The 16,222-nt window shown below is 69.7% G+C and carries 17 protein-coding genes; 6 read left to right on the top strand and 11 right to left on the bottom strand.

The window, feature by feature from the left end; translation table 11 throughout:
• Positions 1 to 15: 15 nt before the first annotated feature.
• The 10 genes from AQJ27_RS25550 to AQJ27_RS25505 all read right to left on the bottom strand — a co-directional run bounded on the left by AQJ27_RS25550 (position 16) and on the right by AQJ27_RS25505 (position 9,955).
• The gene (locus AQJ27_RS25550; protein ID WP_067373565.1) at positions 16 to 1,023 is read right to left on the bottom strand and encodes an asparaginase; all 1,008 of its coding nucleotides are present in this window, start codon (positions 1,021 to 1,023) and stop codon (positions 16 to 18) included.
• Between the two features lie 8 nt (positions 1,024 to 1,031).
• A complete protein-coding gene (locus AQJ27_RS25545) occupies positions 1,032 to 2,480 on the bottom strand; it encodes an amino acid permease (protein ID WP_067373241.1) in 1,449 nt (482 codons plus the stop codon).
• On the bottom strand, positions 2,477 to 3,208 hold the full coding sequence (locus tag AQJ27_RS25540; protein ID WP_079065243.1) for a FadR/GntR family transcriptional regulator: 732 nt from the start codon (positions 3,206 to 3,208) through the stop codon (positions 2,477 to 2,479). Before AQJ27_RS25540 ends, AQJ27_RS25545 begins: the two co-directional genes overlap by 4 nt.
• 116 nt (positions 3,209 to 3,324) lie before the next feature.
• Entirely contained in the window at positions 3,325 to 4,161 is an 837-nt protein-coding gene (locus tag AQJ27_RS25535) for an undecaprenyl-diphosphate phosphatase (protein WP_067373235.1), read from the bottom strand.
• A 93-nt stretch (positions 4,162 to 4,254) separates the two neighbouring features.
• Positions 4,255 to 4,629 (bottom strand): fluoride efflux transporter CrcB, encoded by a 375-nt coding sequence (gene crcB, locus AQJ27_RS25530; protein WP_067373232.1) that lies wholly within the window; start codon positions 4,627 to 4,629, stop codon positions 4,255 to 4,257.
• 2 nt (positions 4,630 to 4,631) lie between these two features.
• Positions 4,632 to 5,006, bottom strand: a complete 375-nt coding sequence (locus AQJ27_RS25525) for a DUF190 domain-containing protein (protein WP_067373229.1) — start codon at positions 5,004 to 5,006, stop codon at positions 4,632 to 4,634.
• On the bottom strand, positions 5,003 to 5,479 hold the full coding sequence (gene crcB / locus AQJ27_RS25520) for a fluoride efflux transporter CrcB (protein WP_067373226.1): 477 nt from the start codon (positions 5,477 to 5,479) through the stop codon (positions 5,003 to 5,005). Before crcB (AQJ27_RS25520) ends, AQJ27_RS25525 begins: the two co-directional genes overlap by 4 nt.
• 249 nt (positions 5,480 to 5,728) lie before the next feature.
• A complete protein-coding gene (locus tag AQJ27_RS25515; protein ID WP_067373563.1) occupies positions 5,729 to 6,013 on the bottom strand; it encodes an ArsR family transcriptional regulator in 285 nt (94 codons plus the stop codon).
• A 167-nt stretch (positions 6,014 to 6,180) separates the two neighbouring features.
• Entirely contained in the window at positions 6,181 to 7,743 is a 1,563-nt protein-coding gene (locus AQJ27_RS25510; protein ID WP_067373222.1) for a glycosyl hydrolase 53 family protein, read from the bottom strand.
• A gap of 190 nt (positions 7,744 to 7,933) precedes the next feature.
• Positions 7,934 to 9,955, bottom strand: a complete 2,022-nt coding sequence (locus AQJ27_RS25505; protein ID WP_067373219.1) for a beta-galactosidase — start codon at positions 9,953 to 9,955, stop codon at positions 7,934 to 7,936.
• A gap of 186 nt (positions 9,956 to 10,141) precedes the next feature.
• Between AQJ27_RS25505 and AQJ27_RS25500 the strand changes: the two genes are divergently transcribed.
• The 6 genes from AQJ27_RS25500 (at position 10,142) to AQJ27_RS25475 (ending at position 15,289) form a co-directional block, all read left to right on the top strand.
• A complete protein-coding gene (locus AQJ27_RS25500; protein ID WP_067373216.1) occupies positions 10,142 to 11,461 on the top strand; it encodes an ABC transporter substrate-binding protein in 1,320 nt (439 codons plus the stop codon).
• The gene (locus AQJ27_RS25495) at positions 11,458 to 12,381 is read left to right on the top strand and encodes a carbohydrate ABC transporter permease (RefSeq protein ID WP_067373213.1); all 924 of its coding nucleotides are present in this window, start codon (positions 11,458 to 11,460) and stop codon (positions 12,379 to 12,381) included. The genes AQJ27_RS25500 and AQJ27_RS25495 overlap by 4 nt, the downstream gene beginning before the upstream one ends.
• Positions 12,378 to 13,283 (top strand): carbohydrate ABC transporter permease, encoded by a 906-nt coding sequence (locus AQJ27_RS25490; RefSeq protein ID WP_067373210.1) that lies wholly within the window; start codon positions 12,378 to 12,380, stop codon positions 13,281 to 13,283. The genes AQJ27_RS25495 and AQJ27_RS25490 overlap by 4 nt, the downstream gene beginning before the upstream one ends.
• Positions 13,280 to 14,311, top strand: a complete 1,032-nt coding sequence (locus AQJ27_RS25485; RefSeq protein ID WP_067373207.1) for a LacI family DNA-binding transcriptional regulator — start codon at positions 13,280 to 13,282, stop codon at positions 14,309 to 14,311. Before AQJ27_RS25490 ends, AQJ27_RS25485 begins: the two co-directional genes overlap by 4 nt.
• Before the next feature lie 130 nt (positions 14,312 to 14,441).
• Positions 14,442 to 14,795, top strand: a complete 354-nt coding sequence (locus tag AQJ27_RS25480; protein WP_067373204.1) for a VOC family protein — start codon at positions 14,442 to 14,444, stop codon at positions 14,793 to 14,795.
• Between the two features lie 95 nt (positions 14,796 to 14,890).
• A complete protein-coding gene (locus AQJ27_RS25475) occupies positions 14,891 to 15,289 on the top strand; it encodes a MarR family winged helix-turn-helix transcriptional regulator (protein ID WP_067373202.1) in 399 nt (132 codons plus the stop codon).
• A gap of 45 nt (positions 15,290 to 15,334) precedes the next feature.
• Here the strand turns inward: AQJ27_RS25475 and pqqB are convergent, their stop codons facing one another.
• Positions 15,335 to 16,222 (bottom strand): pyrroloquinoline quinone biosynthesis protein PqqB, encoded by an 888-nt coding sequence (gene pqqB, locus AQJ27_RS25470; RefSeq protein ID WP_067373199.1) that lies wholly within the window; start codon positions 16,220 to 16,222, stop codon positions 15,335 to 15,337.

Raw genomic sequence — 16,222 nt, 5'->3', positions numbered from 1 at the left:
CTGGTCGCACGCCGCTCAGCCCGAGAGCGGATCAAGCACCCGGGCCGGGCGCAGCCCGCCCACAACGGCACCGCCCCCGAGCAACGGCACAGAGCCGAACTCCGCGAGCAACGCCGGATCGACCCCGGCGCGCACGAGCGCCGCCGCGGCCACCGGCCCACGCGCCCGGTCCGCACCGTCGGCGATCTTCACGGCGACGGCCCGGCCGTCCGGCAGCGCGGCCATCTGGACGCCCTCGAAGCCGTCCTTCGTGAGCAGCCCCGGCACGGCCCGCATCAGCGCCGCGACATCGCGGCCGGAGCCGGACGCCATCTCGGCGTGCTCGCGCATCGCGTCGGCGACCCGCGCCTCGGGGGTGCCGGCCGGTGCGGTGGTGATCCGGGCGGCGGCGCGGGCGAGCCCGTGCAGCGAGACGGAGAAGAGGGGCGCGCCGCAACCGTCGACGGTGACCCGGGCGATCGCCTGCCCGGTGAGGTCCTCGACGATCTCCGCGATGGCCTGCTGGAGGGGGTGGACCGGGTCGAGGTAGTCGTCGAGGGACCAGCCGTTGAGCCGGGCGGTCATCAGCATGGCGGCGTGTTTGCCGGAGCAGTTCTGTGCGAGCCGGGACGGCAGCCGACCCTCGCGGATCCAGACGTCCCGCACGACCGGGTCGTACGGCAGGTCGGGCACGTTGCGCAGGTCGTCCTCGGTGACTCCGGCCAGTTCCAGGATCCGCCGGGTCCCGGCCAGGTGCCGTTCCTCGCCGGAGTGACTGGCCGCGGCCAGCGAGAGCAGCTCGCCGTCCAGCGGCAGTCCCGCCCGCAGCATCGCCACCGCCTGGACGGGCTTGAGCGCCGAGCGCGGGTGGAACGCGGCCTCGATGTCCCCGATCTGGAGGTCGACGCCGCCGTCGGCGGCCAGTACGACCACCGAGCCGTAGTGGATGCCTTCGACGACTCCACCGCGGACGAGCTGGGCGACGGGGGCGTGCAGGGGTTCGCGGATCAGCGGAGCGGCGGCGATCGAGGCGGCGTACGTCATGCTCGAGCTCACGCGTCCACTCCGTCACGGATGCCGGAGACCCGGCGGCGCACCCCGTACCATCCGGCGACGAGCGCCACGGCGATCAGCGGCAGACACAGCACGGTGGTGCGCCCCGCTCCCCCGTCGGCGTACATCAGGACGAGGACGGAGACGAGGAAGCCGATCGTCACGATCTCGGTCCACGGCGAGCCGGGCAGGCGGTAGCTCGGCCTGGTCAGCTCGCCGCGCTGGGTCTTCCGCCAGAACAGCACATGGCAGAGCATGATCATGCCCCAGGTGGCGAGGATGCCGATGGCGGCGAAGTTCAGGACGATCTCGAAGGCGTCGGCGGGGACCACGAAGTTGAGGCCGACGCCGAGGACGCAGATCCCGCTGGTGAGCAGGATGCCGCCGTACGGGACCTGGCTGCGGCTCATCACTCCGGTGAACCTGGGAGCGGAGCCCGACATCGCCATGGAGCGCAGGATGCGGCCGGTGGAGTAGAGGCCGGAGTTGAGGGACGACATGGCCGCGGTGAGCACGACCAGGTTCATCACGCCGCCCGCCGCCGGGATGCCGATGTTCGACAGGACGGTCACGAAGGGGCTCTGGCCCGCGCTGTACTTGTTCCAGGGCAGCAGCATCGAGAGCAGGACGACCGAGCCGACGTAGAACAGGCCGACACGCCACATGATCGAGTTGATCGCCTTCGGCATGATCTTCTCGGGGTTCTCCGTCTCGCCCGCCGCGACACCGACCAGCTCGACGGAGGCGTAGGCGAAGACGACGCCCTGGATGATCAGCAGCATCGGCAGCAGGCCGTTGGGGAAGATTCCGCCGTTGTCGGTGATCAGGGACGGGCCGGGGGTGGTGCCGTCGACGGGGTGCTGGGTGACCAGCAGGAAGATGCCGATGAGCATGAAGACGACGAGCGCGCTCACCTTGATGATCGCGAACCAGAACTCCAGTTCGCCGAACATGCGTACGGATATCAGGTTCACCGTAAGGACGACGGCGAGCGCGACGAGCGCGATCACCCACTGCGGGATGTCGGAGAACATGCCCCAGTAGTGGGTGTAGACGGCCACGGCGGTGATGTCGGCGATACCGGTGGTGGCCCAGTTCAGGAAGTACATCCAGCCGGCGACATAGGCGCCCTTCTCCCCCAGGAACTCCCGGGCGTACGACACGAAGGCGCCGGAGGACGGCCGGTACAGGACGAGTTCGCCGAGCGCGCGCACGACGAGGAAGGCGAAGGCGCCGCACACCGCGTACGCGACGAAGAGGGAGGGGCCGGCGTCGGCGAGCCGGCCGCCCGCGCCGAGGAAGAGGCCGGTGCCGATGGCACCCCCGATGGCGATCATGTTGACGTGCCGGGACTTCAGCGACTTGCTGTAACCCGCGTCTCCGGCGTCGACGTGCGCGGCCGGTTTGCCGGCCGATGTGGCCTCGTCTGTGAGGGACTGCTCGCTCACGCCTCGGGTCCGCCTTCCGTGGGGATGTCCGTACGCGCGGGGCGCACGATGTCGGTGAGGGTGGTCTCCACGCGGTCGAGGTGATGGGACATCGCCTCCACCGCGTCGTGTTCACTGCCGTCGATCAGCGCTTCGACGATCGCCCGGTGCTCACGGTTGGACTGTTCGCGCCGCCCGCCGAGCTCGTTGAGGAAGGCGGACTGGCGGGCCAGCGCGTCCCGGATCTCTTCGATCACCCTGCGGAAGACCGGGTTCTGCGAGGCCTCGGCGACCGCGATGTGGAAGATCGTGTCCATCGCGACCCACGCCGTGGTGTCGGTCTCCCGCTCCATCCGGTCCAGCAGATGGGCCAGGTGGTCGAGGTTCTCCGGGGTGCGGCGCACCGCCGCGTAACCGGCGACCGGGATCTCGACGTGGCGGCGCACCTCGAGCAGGTCGCTCGCCGCGTAGTCGCCGAAGGTGGGGTCCTCGACCGTGTTGGCGATCACGAAAGTGCCCTTGCCCGTACGGGACACGGTCAGGCCCATCACCTGCAGGGCCCGCAGCGCCTCGCGGAGCACCGGCCGGCTGACCTCCAGGCGGCGGCACAGCTCGGCCTCGGAGGGGAGTTTGTCACCGATGGCGTATTCGCCGCGCTCGATGGCGCTGCGAAGGTGGGTGAGCACCGCTTCCATGGCGCTGACGCGCCGCGGTACCGATCCACCTGTCTGGCTGTCTGACAGGTTCACGGAGGTGATCCTGCGGGTGACAAGAGGGGGCTGTCAAGGGGAGTGAAAAGAAACATTCAGGGGGTGCGAAGCCTGTAAACCGGCTTCGCACCCCCTGTGAGCTGCTGTTTCCGCGATCAGCCGGCGAGGGTCCCGCTCGCCAGCAGCCCGAACAGCGCCAGGCCGATCACGATCCGGTAGATCACGAAGGCGTTGAAGGAGTGCTTGGCGACGAACTTCAGCAGCCAGGCGATCGACCCGTAGGCGACGACGAAGGAGACGATCGTGCCGACCGCGAGCGGCGCGGCGCCCACCCCCGTGCCCAGGGCGTCCTTCAGCTCGTACAGACCGGCGCCGGTGAGGGCGGGGATGCCGAGGAAGAAGGAGAGCCGGGTGGCGGCGACCCGGTCCAGGTCCAGGATCAGCGCGGTCGACATCGTGGCGCCGGAGCGCGAGAAGCCCGGGAAGAGCAGCGCCAGGATCTGCGAACAACCGACCAGCATCGCGTCCTTGAAGGACGTGTCGTCCTCACCGCGCTTGTGGCGTCCCATCTGGTCCGCCGCCCACATCACACCACTGCCGACGATCAGCGAGCCCGCGACCACCCACAGGGAGGCGAGCGGTCCGTCGATGAGCGGCTTGGCGGCAAGGCCGACGATCACGATCGGGATGGTGGCGTAGATGACCCACCACGCGAACTTGTAGTCGTGGTGCTGCCGCTCCTCGGGATTGCGCAGCCCCCGGCCCCACGCCGAGACGATCCGCACGATGTCCTTGAAGAAGTACACCAGTACGGCGGCGATCGCGCCGACCTGGATGACCGCTGAGAACCCGACGACGGCCTTGTCGTCGACCGGGATGTTCATCAGCCCCTCGGTGATCTTGAGGTGGCCGGTGGAGGAGACGGGGAGGAACTCGGTCACTCCCTCGACGACTCCGAGGACGACGGCCTGACCGACGTTGATGACGCTCATAGGATCCAGTTCTAGGTCTGAGGGGCTGGTGGTGAGGAGGGTTGGTCGACAGTGCTGTAGACAGTCTTACTATGCGTGAGTGACGTCCGGCGCCTAGGCCCACAACGCCTGGGCGAACGAGACACCCGCGAACGCCGCGCCGAGCCCGGCCGTCACGCTCACGAGCACGTTGGCCGCAGCGTAGAACCCCGCGCCGGTCTCGGTCAGCCGTAGTGTCTCGTACGAGAACGTCGAGTACGTGGTCAGCGCCCCGCACAGGCCGGTCCCGAGGAACAGCTGAAGGTGGGAGCCCGCGGCCCCCGCGGCGACCGCGCCGGTCAGCAGGCCGAGAATCAGACAGCCGACGACGTTGACCGCGAAGGTACCCCAGGGGAAGACGGTGTCGTGCCTGGTCTGCACCGCACGGTCGGTCAGATAGCGCAGGGGCGCGCCGATCATTCCGCCGACGATCACCAGCAGCCAGTTCACAACTATCTCTTACCTTTCTTGCCCGTTTTGCCGGATTCGGTGTCACGTCCCGCATACCGGACGACCTCGCAGTCGTCGAGGATCACCAGCCCCTCGCCGACGAGTTCGTCGAGCTGGGGCAGGAAGGCACGGACGCGCTCTTCGGTGTCCACGATCACGATCGCCACCGGCAGGTCCTCGCTCAGCGACAGCAGCCGTGAGGTGTGGATCAGCGAGGAGGCGCCGAAGCCCTCGATACCACGGAAGACGCCGGCGCCGGCCAGGCCCGCCGCGTGGGCGCGGTGCACGATCTCCGTGTACAGCGGTCTGTGGTGCCAGACGTCGTTCTCGCCGATGAAGATCGTCACGCGTAGCGCGCTGCCCGTCAGCCGTGTCATCGCCGCCTCCGTACGAGGGCGCGGCGGGTCGCGGTCACGGCGAGCCATACCGCCGTGAGCGCCGCGCACAGGGTCGCGGCGAGATAGGCGAGGGCGGTTCCGGGGTGTCCCGAGTCGACCAGTTTCCGGATGTCCACGGCGTACGTCGAAAAGGTGGTGAACCCTCCCAGCACGCCGGTGCCGAAGAAGGGCCGCACGAGTCGGTGGGCCGCCCACACATCGGTGATGACGACCATGAAGACGCCGATCACCGCACAGCCGATGACGTTGACCCAGAACGTGGTCCAGGGGAAACCGCCGGTCTCCACGGGCCACAGCCGCGCGGCCCCGTACCGGGCGGTGGCGCCGATGGCTCCGCCGAGCGAGACCATCGCCACGACCGGGGCCTGGCCGTGCCAGGGGGACGCGGGGCGCGGGGTCGGCCGTGCGGGGGCACCCGGCTCGTCGACGCGCTCGGGATGCGGGACTGTCATGACGTACGTCTCCTACTCGCCGGGCCTGGGCGACCAGGCACCCCTCATCGCAAGTAGGGACCGTTGGCGGCATCCGCGCCGCGGTTCGGGTACGGCGGGCCCCACCGCCGCGCCGCGTCACATGATCGCGGCCGCTGAACAGCGTAACGCCGACGCCGCCGCCCTCGCACACGCGACCGAGGCACGCGGCACCCCCACCGCCCCTCCCCCGCTTCCCTCCCCGCCCCTCCCCCCACTTCCCTCCCCGCCCTACCAGCCCTTCTCGAACAGGGAGCGGACCTCGGCGATGCGGTACTCGTCACGGTGGTAGAACGTGCGCCGCCCGATCCTTCTCGCGCGCAGGAGCCCGACCCCGACGAGGAGATCGAGGTGGGTGCGGGCGACGGCGTGGCTCACGCCGAGCTTGGTGGCGAGGGCGGCCGCGTCGACGCCGTCGACGAGAGAGCCGTGGCGCTCGGGCGGAAAGTGCGCGGCGGGGTCCCGCAGCCACTCCAGGATGTCCAGGCGTCGCCCGCCGACGGGAACCCTCAGCATCTTGTCCCCCTGCCCTTCGCGATGGTGGCGCTGTGTGACCACTGTCTCGCAGCCCGGGGCGGCCCGCACGGGGCTTGCAGGCCTTCGCGTGGCCCGGAGGTCCCTGGGACACCACAAGGGCCCGGCCGCCTCGGCGGCCGGGCCCTCATGTCATCGACGGTGACTGATCAGCGGTGGCCGAACTGCGACATGGCGGGCAGCGCCTTGTCGTCGAAGCCGAACAGCGCCTGGTTCTCCCAGCCGTTGCCGGACGTGGCGTCGGCCGGGTCCCAGCCGTTGCCCGTGACGGCGGTCCAGGTGGCCTCCCAGTAGAAGACACCGAGGCCGCGGCCGTTCGGGACGGCCTCCACGACGTTCATCACGTCCCGCAGCCACGCGGACTGCCCGGCGGTGGTGGCCGGGTAGCCGGAGACCAGCTCACCGGTCGTGTCGATCTGGTTGACGAGCGAGTCGTCGCTGTCGAGACGGAAGGGGTAGGCCGTCTCGGCCAGGAACACCGGCTTGCCGTAGCGCGCGGCCGCGTCGTCCAGGGTCGTCTGGAAGTCGGAGAGCGGGCCGTGCCAGTAGCCGTAGTAGGACAGGCCGATGGCGTCGAACTTCACGCCGTTGGAGACCGCGTTGTCGAACCACCAGCGGGTGCCGGACAGGTCGCCGCCCTTGGCGAGGTGCAGCGCGACGGTCGTCGACGAGCTCACGGCCTTGACGGCGTCGTAGCCGGAGTTGAGGAGCCCGGCGAGCTGCGACCAGTTGTCGGTGGAGCCCTCGGACCACAGCATGCCGCCGTTGATCTCGTTGCCGACCTGGACCATGTCGGCGGTGGTGCCCTGCGCCTTCAGCGCGTTGAGGACGTCGTACGTGTGGTTGTAGACGTCCGTCTTCAGCTGGCTGTAGGAGTGGCCCGCCCAGGCGGCCGGCTTGGTCTGGGCGCCGGGGTCGGCCCAGGTGTCCGAGTAGTGGAAGTCGACCAGGAGCTTCATGCCCTGCGCCTTGATGCGCTTGGCCATCGCCAGGACGCGCGTCTTGTTGTTGTAGCCGTCGGCGGGGTTGACCCAGACCTTCAGGCGCGCGTAGTTCATACCGGCGGACTTGAGGATGGCGAGCGCGTCACCGGTGGTGCCGGAGCTGGTCCTGTAGACGCCGCCGAGGGCCTCGCTCTTGGCGAGGGAGGAGATGTCGGAGCCCTTGACGGACAGCCCGGTGGCGCTGCCGGCGGTGAACGTCAGGTCATCGACGTTGATCCAGTTGCCCGCGTTGGCATCGGAGTTGATGCTGATCGTGCACTGGTTGCCGGTCACCGAGACGGGGACGACGAGGTGTATCCATCCGCTGCTGGAGACCGGCAGGTCGGTGCGCTGCTCGGTGCCGCCGCAGTTCTTCAGCGCGAGGTAGGCGGAGTTCTGGCCGCCGCCCGAGCGCACCCAGGCGGTGAGCCGGTAGTTCCCGTTGGTCAGTCCCGAGAGGTACTGATACGTCTCCACCTTGTAGGCGGCGGAGGAGTACTGCGTGAGGCGGTAACCACCGCTGTGGCCCCCGGCCTCCACGTAGGAGGCGCCGGTGTCGCCGTACTCCGACCAGCCGGCGGGCGTGGCCGTGCCGGCGCCGTCGGCCTCGAATCCGGCGTTGGTGAGGGTGCTCGCCGCCTGCGCCGTCTGCGCGGGCAGGGCGGTGAGGGCCAGCCCGGCCGCGAGCGGCAGCAGCAGGGTCCTGAGTGTGCGTCTGGGATGGAACATCTTCGTCCGTCGTCCCTTCGACGTGATGGGAATGGGGGTGCCCCCAAAGTGGCTCTGGGGGGGGCGGCCCCTCCGCCCGCGGCTCTCGTGGCACTCACGGGCGGAGGGGAGTTCGGCTCGGCCGCGGGGTCCTGGGACCCGGTGGCGGTCGGGTGTGGCGTGGAGTCGTACGACGAGGACGGCGGTCGGCTCAGCCGTCGAGCCGTACGACCCGGACCGCCCCCGCGGGCAGCACGAGGCGGCCCGCGGTGCGTTCGCCCGTCAGCAGCTCGGTGCCGGCCGCTTCCAGCGGCACCTTGGCGTCCGACGAGGTGTGGTTGATCGCGAACAGGAAGGTGCCCGACTCACCGCTGCGACGCACCACTTCGACATCGCGGGGCAGGTCGGCGCGCGGCGCGATCCCCGCGTCGTCGGACGCCCAGCCGATGAGTGCGTCCAGGCCCTGGGCGCCGAGACGGGTGGAGACGTACCAGGCGGAGCCCTCGCCGAGGCGGTGGCGGGTGACGGCCGGCCGGCCCGCGGTGAGTCCGTCGGCGTACGTCCACACGGTCTCGGCACCGTGCGGCACCACGAACTCGGTCCAGACGTCCCCGGTGAGCTCGGAGCCGTCGCGGCCGGTGATCCGGACCCGGTCGTCCTTCAGGAGCGGTGAGAACTCCTCGACGGTCAGACCGAGCACGTCCCGCAGCGCGCCGGGGTAGGCGCCCTCGTGCACGGCGTCGTGCTCGTCGACGATGCCGGAGAAGTACGAGACGACGAGGGTGCCGCCCTGTCCGACGTACTCCCTGAGGTTGTTCCCGGCGGCCTCGGTCATCAGGTAGAGGGCGGGGACGACGACAAGGGGATAGGCCGACAAGTCGGCTTCCGGGTGGGCGAAGTCGACCGTGAGATGGCGGTCGTAGAGCGCCTCGTAGAACGCGTCGGCGCGCTCGCGCGGGTCGTGGTCCTCGCTGGGGCGCCAGTCGAGGGTCTGCGCCCACCAGGAGTGCCAGTCCCACAGCACGGCGGCGTCGGCGACGGTGCGGCTGCCCTTGACCGAGGTCAGCGACTCCACGGACGCGCCGAGTTCGACGACCTCGCGCCAGACCCGGGAGTCGGTGCCGGCGTGCGGCAGCATCGCCGAGTGGAACTTCTCGGCACCGCGCCGGGACTGCCGCCACTGGAAGAACATGGCGCCCTCGGAGCCGCGCGCCACGTGCGCGAGGGAGTTGCGGGCCATCTGCCCCGGGGCCTTCGCCGGGTTGCGTGGCTGCCAGTTGACGCCGGACGTGGAGTGTTCGAGCAGCAGCCAGGGGGCGCCGTCCGCCACGGAGCGGGTGAGGTCGGCGGCCATCGCGAGGTTGACGTGGGTGCGGCGGCCGTCGGTGATCAGGTAATGGTCGTTGGTGACGAGGTCGACCTCGCGGCCCCAGGCCCAGTAGTCGACGGAGTCGCACTGGCTGAGGGCCGTCATGAAGTTCGTGGTGACCGGGATGCCGGGGGCGAGGCGGTGCAGGATGTCCCGCTCGGCGACGAAGTTCTCGCGCATGGTCTCGTCGGCGAAGCGCTTGTAGTCCAGGGCCTGGGCCGGGTTGCCGACCGTGGGGGTCACGCGCGGCGGGTTGATCTGCTCGAAGTCCGCGTAGCGCTGGCCCCAGAAGGCGGTGCCCCAGGCCTCGTTGACCGCGTCCACGGTCCCGTACGTGCGGGCCAGCCAGCGGCGGAAGTGGGCGGCGCAGGACGCGCAGTAGCAGGCCGAGACGGGGACGCCGTACTCGTTGTGGACGTGCCACAGGGCGAGCGCGGGGTGGTCGGCGTACCGGGTGGCGAGTTCGGTGGTGATGCTCGCCGCGGCGGCGCGGTAGTCGCTGTTGCTGTGGCAGATGGCGCCGCGCGAGCCGAACTCGTAGCGGGTGCCGTCGGCGGCCACCGGCAGTGCCTCGGGGTGCTCGCGGTAGAACCAGGCGGGCGGCGCGACGGTCGGGGTGCCGAGGTCGGCGCGGATGCCGTTCTCGTGCAGCAGGTCGAGCAGTCGGTCCAGCCAGCCGAAGTCGTGAGTCCCCCGGGCGGGTTCGAGCAGCGCCCAGGAGAAGATCCCGACGCTCACCATCGTGACCCCCGCCTCGCGCATCAGCCGGACGTCCGCGTGCCAGACGCTTTCCGGCCACTGCTCGGGGTTGTAGTCCCCACCGAAGGCGAGCCCGGTGAGGCCCTTGGGTGTGGTCTCCGGCATGGATCTTCTCCCGTTTAATCGATCATTTGGGAACGTGCACACACTCGATCAGCGGCGCGAGCCCAACATAACCGCACAGCAACAACCATTGACAAGTGTCCAGGATGTTTCTCTACTGTGAACGCTCACAGAAGCATGGCACGGTCGCCGCAGCAGGCGGGGACCCAGGTCAGGGGAGAAAGATCCATGCCAAACACGAAGCTGCGTCGCCTCGTGGCCACCTCCATCGCCGTCACGCTCGGCGGCACCGCACTCGCCGCCTGCGGCTCGTCGGACGACAAGAGCTCGTCCGAATCGGGACCGGCGTCCCTGACGTACTGGTCCTGGGCTCCGGGCATGGACAAGGTGGCCGACCTCTGGAACAAGGGGCCGGGCAAGCAGCAGAAGATCACGGTCACGGTGAAGAAGCAGGCGTCTGGCGACACGCTGGTCACCAAGATCCTCACCGCGCACAAGGCGAAGAAGGCTCCGGACCTGGTCCAGGCCGAGTACCAGGCGCTGCCGACCCTGGTCAGCAATGACGCGCTCGCCGACATAGCGGACGAGTCGAAGGACGCGAAGAGCAAGTTCGCCGACGGTGTCTGGCAGCAGACGACCCTGGGCTCGGACTCCGTGTACGCGATCCCGCAGGACATCGGCCCGATGATGTTCTACTACCGCCAGGACCTCTTCAAGAAGTACGGCCTGACGGTTCCCACGACCTGGGAGCAGTTCGCCGAGACCGCCCGCGCGCTGAAGAAGAAGGCCCCGGACAAGGACCTGACCACCTTCTCCGCCAACGACTCCGGCCTTTTCGCGGGTCTCGCCCAGCAGGCGGGCGCCAAGTGGTGGACCGCCTCGGGGGACAAGTGGAAGGTCGGCATCGACGACGCGGCGACGCAGAAGGTCGCCGACTTCTGGGGCGGCCTCGTCAAGGAGGGCGCGATCGACAACCAGCCGATGTACACGCCGTCCTGGAACAAGGCCCTGAACACCGGCAAGCAGATCGCCTGGGTCAGCGCGGTCTGGGCGCCGGGCACCCTCACCACCGCTGCCCCCGACACCAAGGGCAAGTGGGCGATGGCCCCGCTGCCGCAGTGGGACGGCAGCACGGACGTCACCGGCAGCTGGGGCGGCTCCTCGACGGCCGTCACCACGGACTCGAAGCACAAGGCGGCCGCCGCGAAGTTCGCCACCTGGCTGAACACGGACCCGCAGGCGGTGGCCGCGCTGGCGAAGGAGGGCGGCATCTACCCGGCCGCCACCACCGCGCAGACCAGTGACGCCTTCTCCCAGCCGCCGGCGTTCTTCTCCAACCAGGCGGACTTCTACCCGAAGGCCGCGGAGATCGCCAAGACCACCGCGCCCTCCGCCTGGGGCCCGAACGTGAACGTCGCCTACACGACCTTCAACGACGCCTTCGGCGCCGCCGCCAAGGACAAGTCGGACTTCGGGGCCGCCCTGAAGAAGATGCAGGACGCCACGGTGGCCGACCTCAAGAAGCAGGGCTTCGGGGTCGCTCAGTGACGACGGCACGTCGGAAGTCGTACGGGGTCAAGGGGGCCCCGTACGCTTTCCTCCTCCCCGCGACGATCCTCTTCGCCCTCTTCTTCGCGCTGCCCATCGGCTACGCGCTCTGGCTGAGCCTGCACAAGGTGCAGGTCAAGGGCCTGGGCCTGGGCTCGGGCGCCCGCAAGGAAGTCTGGGCGGGGCTGGAGAACTACAAGGACGCCCTCTCCGACTCCGAGCTGCTGAGCGGCGCGGTGCGCGTGGTGGGCTACGGCGCCATCGTGATCCCGGTGATGCTGGGCCTCGCGCTGCTGTTCGCGCTGATGCTCGACACGGACAAGGTGCGCCTGGCCCCCTTCACCCGGCTCGCGATCTTCCTGCCGTACGCCATTCCCGGCGTCGTCGCCGCGCTGCTGTGGGGCTTCCTGTACCTCCCCGACGTCAGCCCCTTCTACTTCGTCCTCGACAAGCTGGGGATGCCGCAGCCGAACCTGCTGGACGGCGGCCCGCTGTATCTCGCGCTGTCCAACATCGCGGTCTGGGGCGGCACCGGCTTCAACATGATCGTCATCTACACCTCGCTGCAGGCCATCCCGGCCGAGGTGTACGAGGCGGCGAAGCTGGACGGCGCCACGCCCCTGCAGATCGCGCTGAAGATCAAGATCCCGATGGTGGCGCCCTCACTGGTGCTCACCTTCTTCTTCTCGATCATCGCGACACTCCAGGTGTTCAGCGAGCCGACCACCCTCAAACCCCTCACCAACTCCGTCTCCACGACCTGGAGTCCGCTGATGAAGGTGTACCAGGACGCCTTCCGCAAGGGCGACATCTACTCGGCCGCCGCGGAGGCGGCGATCATCGCCGTCGTCACCCTCGTCCTGTCCTTCGGCTTCCTGCGGGCCGCGAACTCCCGTAACAAGCAGGAGGAAGCACGATGAGTTCTCTTGCCGTACGCAAGGCCGCACCGGCCGCGGGAACCACCCCGGGCACCGCCCAGGGCCCGCCCCTGCGCCGCCGTATCGCCTTCGTGCCCACCCTGACGCTGCTGCTCGGCGCGCTCTACTGCCTGCTGCCCGTCGCATGGGTGCTGATCGCGGCCACCAAGTCGGGCCGTGAGCTGTTCTCGACCTTCACCTTCCTGCCGGGCTCCGGCTTCACGCAGAACGTCAAGGACCTCAACGCCTACCGCGACGGGATCTACTGGAAGTGGATGGGCAACTCCGCCCTCTACGCGGGCCTCGGCGCCCTCCTGTCGACGGCCGTCTCGGCGCTCAGCGGCTACGCCCTCGCGATCTACCGCTTCCGGGGCCGCGAAACCGTCTTCGGCGTCCTGATGGCGGGCGTGCTCATGCCGCCGGTGATCCTGGCGATCCCGCAGTACCTGCTGCTGGCCAAGGCGGACCTCACGGACTCGTACGCGTCCGTGCTGCTGCCCCTCGTCCTCTCCCCGTACGGCGTCTACCTCGCCCGGATCTACTCCTCGGCGGCCGTGCCCGGTGACGTGGTCGAGGCCGGGCGGATGGACGGGGCGAGCGAGTGGCGGATCTTCACCCGGATCGCGCTGCCGATGATGGTGCCCGGACTGGTGACGGTGTTCCTCTTCCAGTTCGTCGCCGTGTGGAACAACTTCCTGTTGCCGTACATCATGCTCAGCGACGACGAGAAGTTCCCGATCACGCTGGGTCTGTTCACGCTCCTCGAACAGGGCTCCAACACCCCGGCGCTGTACACGCTGGTGATCACCGGGGCGCTGCTCGCGATCGTTCCGCTCATCGCCCTCTTCCTGGTCATCCAGCGGTTCTGGAGCCTCGATCTGCTCTCGGGAGCCGTAAAGTCGTGACCATGACCAACGCGGGGGGCCGGCGTAGACCGCCGACGATCCATGACGTCGCGCGGGAGGCGGGCGTGTCCCGGGGCACGGTGTCGCGGGTACTCAACGGCGGGCACTACGTGAGCCCGGCGGCGCAGGAGGCGGTCAACGCCGCCATCCGCAGAACGGGCTACGTCGTGAACCGGCACGCCCGCTCGCTGATCACCGGCCGCTCCGACTCGATCGGCTTCCTGCTCACCGAGCCGCAGGAGAGGTTCTTCGAGGACCCGAACTTCAACGTCCTGCTGCGCGGCTGCACACAAGCACTCGCCGCGCACGACATTCCCCTCCTGCTCATGCTCGCCGGCACCGAGGACGAGCGGCGGCGCATCACGCGGTACATCACCGCGGGCCATGTCGACGGAGTACTGCTGGTCTCCAGCCACTCCGGCGATCCGGTCGCCGAGCAGCTGCGCGAGGCGGGCGTCCCGCTGGTCGCCTGCGGCAAGCCCATCGGGCTGGGCTCCAAGGTGAGTTACGTCGCCGCGGACGACCGCGACGGCGCCCGGGACATGGTCAAGCACCTGGTCTCCCTGGGCCGTCGCCGCATCGGGATGGTCACCGGTCCGCTCGACACCCCGGGCGGTGTCGAGCGGCTCGCGGGCTACCGGGAGGTGCTCGCCGAGGCGGGCATCGAGGCCGACGACCGGTTGATCGCCTCCGGCGACTACAGCCGGGCCAGCGGTGAGGCGGGCGCCGAGCAGCTCCTTGAGCGTGCCCCGGACATGGACGCCGTCTTCGTCGCCTCCGACCTGATGGCACAAGGCGCACTGACCGCTCTGCACAAGGCGGGCCGCCGGGTCCCGGAGGACGTCTCGGTCGGTGGCTTCGACGACTCCACCGCCGCGATCTCGGCGACCCCCGCCCTCACCACCATCCGGCAGCCGTACGACCGCATCAGCACCGAGATGGTCCGCGTCCTGCTCGCGCAGATAGGGGGCGAGGAGCCGGCGGCGGTGATCCTGCCGACGGAACTGGTACGACGCGACTCGACCTGAGCCGCATCCTCGACGCCCAGGGCCTGTCTTGCGGCTCAGGCCGGACCGGGACCGGTCAGGATTCGAGAAGCCTCCCGGTCCTCCCCCGCCCTACCGTGAAAGCACCGGAACACATCACGGAGGAGTCACCATGACCGCAGGGCTGAAGACCATCATCTACCCCGTCAAGGACCTCGCGCGGGCGAAGGCCCTGTTCGGCGCGTTGCTCGGCACGGAGCCCTACGCGGACACCGCGTACTACGTCGGGTTCAAGGACTCCGGGCAGGACGTCGGCCTCGACCCCAACGGTCACGCCAAGGGGATGACAGGACCGGTCCCGTACTGGCACGTCGACGACATCCGGGCGACGCTGGCGGCCCTGCTGGAAGCCGGGGCCGAGACGCTCCAGGACGTCCAGGACGTGGGCGGCGGCAGGCTGATCGCCTCGGTCAAGGACACGGACGGGAACCTCGTCGGGCTCCTCCAGGACGTCTCGGCCGACTAGGGCCTGTCCGGCGGGCAGGTCCCGGCCCCGCCGGGTCGATGCAGCCGCACTAGTTGCACACTCAATAAAACCCGGACCTCTGTTACCGTGCACATATGGCAGTGAACACGGCGAGCGAGGCCCGGCTCGAGGACCGGTGGCGGGACATCCTGTCGGTCCACGCGCGCACGATGTGCGAGATCGACCGCGCGCTGCACCCGCACGGTCTCGGCGCCAGCGACTTCGAGGTGTTGGACATCCTCGTCTCGAGCGAGCTCGCGCACGAGAGCGAGCACTGCCGGGTGCAGAACATCGCCGACCGTGTCCATCTGAGCCAGAGCGCCCTGTCCCGCCTGATCGGGCGGCTGGAGAAGGACGGCCTGGTGGAACGCACCATGTGTCTGGAGGACCGGCGCGGTGTGTGGGTGGCGCTCACCCGCAAGGGACGCGACCTGCACACCGAGGTATGCCCCCTGCAACGCGCCGTGCTGGCACGCATGCTGAACGACGCCTAGCATCGCCCCCCGGCACGCTGCGGACTGTCCGCACCAACGAACCCCCTACACCACGAACTCCGCCCCGTCCGGCAGCACTTCGACCCCCGCCGCGCTCACCCGCGCACGGGCGTCCGAGTCCGGGTCGAGCAGCGGGTTCGTGTTGTTGAGGTGCGTGTAGATCCGTCGGGGGCCGCGATGGCGGGCGAGGGCCGCGAGGCTGCCGCGCGCGCCCGCCACCGGAAGGTGCCCCATCGCGGCTTGCCGCCCGCCCCGCGAGCGCACGGCCGTGCCCATCTCGTCGGGCGCGTAGAACGTGCCGTCGAGCAGTGCGCAGTCCGCCGAGGCGAGCAGGTCGTCCAGCTCCGGGGTCCAGGCGCCCAGACAGGGCGCGTACAGGAGCACTCCGCCGCCTGCCAGGTCCTCGATCCGGTACGCGGTCACCCAGCGGTCGTCCGGAGCGGGGCCGGCGACGTACTTCGGGGCCTTGGGACCGACAGGGTGCGCGGTGACGACCAGACCGCCGGACAGCACGAACCCGCCCTCGGTCAGGCTGTCCGCCCACTCCCAGGGGGCGTAGCGGTCGAGCAGGTCACGCAAGGGGGCCAGAGTGGCGAGGACGGGCGGCGCGGCGTAGACCTTGAGCCCGGCGCCGCCGCGCAGCACGGTCAGCCCGGCGACGTGGTCGGCCTCGGCGTCGGTCAGGAGCACGCCCCGCACCGGTGTGTCCCGTGGCCCTGGTCCGGGCGCGAGCGCGGGGGTGGTGGTCAGCTGCGTACGGATGTCGGGCGAGGCGTTGAGCAGCCACCAGTCGCGGGAGTTGCCGCTCAGGGCGACGGACTCCTGGGTCCGCGCGGGCAGTTTTCCGTCGCGGGCGGCCGCGCAGAGCGCGCACGCGCAGTTCCACTGTGGGAAGCCGCCACCGGCGGCCGTACCCAGCAGGACGACTTTCAA

The organism is Streptomyces olivochromogenes, from assembly GCF_001514115.1.
Classification (GTDB): Bacteria; Actinomycetota; Actinomycetes; order Streptomycetales; family Streptomycetaceae; genus Streptomyces; species Streptomyces olivochromogenes.
Note: the sequence above shows the minus strand (reverse complement) of the source record. Positions and strands in the feature narration are given on the sequence as shown.

What these genes read in the sequence shown, in the direction of transcription:
- AQJ27_RS25480 (WP_067373204.1), top strand. Translation starts at nt 14,442, where the DNA reads ATGACCGCAGGGCTGAAGACCATCATCTACCCCGTCAAGGACCTCGCG.
- AQJ27_RS25475 (WP_067373202.1), top strand. Translation starts at nt 14,891, where the DNA reads ATGGCAGTGAACACGGCGAGCGAGGCCCGGCTCGAGGACCGGTGGCGG.
- AQJ27_RS25515 (WP_067373563.1), bottom strand. Translation starts at nt 6,013, where the DNA reads ATGCTGAGGGTTCCCGTCGGCGGGCGACGCCTGGACATCCTGGAGTGG.
- crcB (WP_067373226.1), bottom strand. Translation starts at nt 5,479, where the DNA reads ATGACAGTCCCGCATCCCGAGCGCGTCGACGAGCCGGGTGCCCCCGCA.
- AQJ27_RS25550 (WP_067373565.1), bottom strand. Translation starts at nt 1,023, where the DNA reads ATGACGTACGCCGCCTCGATCGCCGCCGCTCCGCTGATCCGCGAACCC.
- AQJ27_RS25500 (WP_067373216.1), top strand. Translation starts at nt 10,142, where the DNA reads ATGCCAAACACGAAGCTGCGTCGCCTCGTGGCCACCTCCATCGCCGTC.
- AQJ27_RS25510 (WP_067373222.1), bottom strand. Translation starts at nt 7,743, where the DNA reads ATGTTCCATCCCAGACGCACACTCAGGACCCTGCTGCTGCCGCTCGCG.
- AQJ27_RS25535 (WP_067373235.1), bottom strand. Translation starts at nt 4,161, where the DNA reads ATGAGCGTCATCAACGTCGGTCAGGCCGTCGTCCTCGGAGTCGTCGAG.
- AQJ27_RS25505 (WP_067373219.1), bottom strand. Translation starts at nt 9,955, where the DNA reads ATGCCGGAGACCACACCCAAGGGCCTCACCGGGCTCGCCTTCGGTGGG.
- AQJ27_RS25525 (WP_067373229.1), bottom strand. Translation starts at nt 5,006, where the DNA reads ATGACACGGCTGACGGGCAGCGCGCTACGCGTGACGATCTTCATCGGC.
- AQJ27_RS25490 (WP_067373210.1), top strand. Translation starts at nt 12,378, where the DNA reads ATGAGTTCTCTTGCCGTACGCAAGGCCGCACCGGCCGCGGGAACCACC.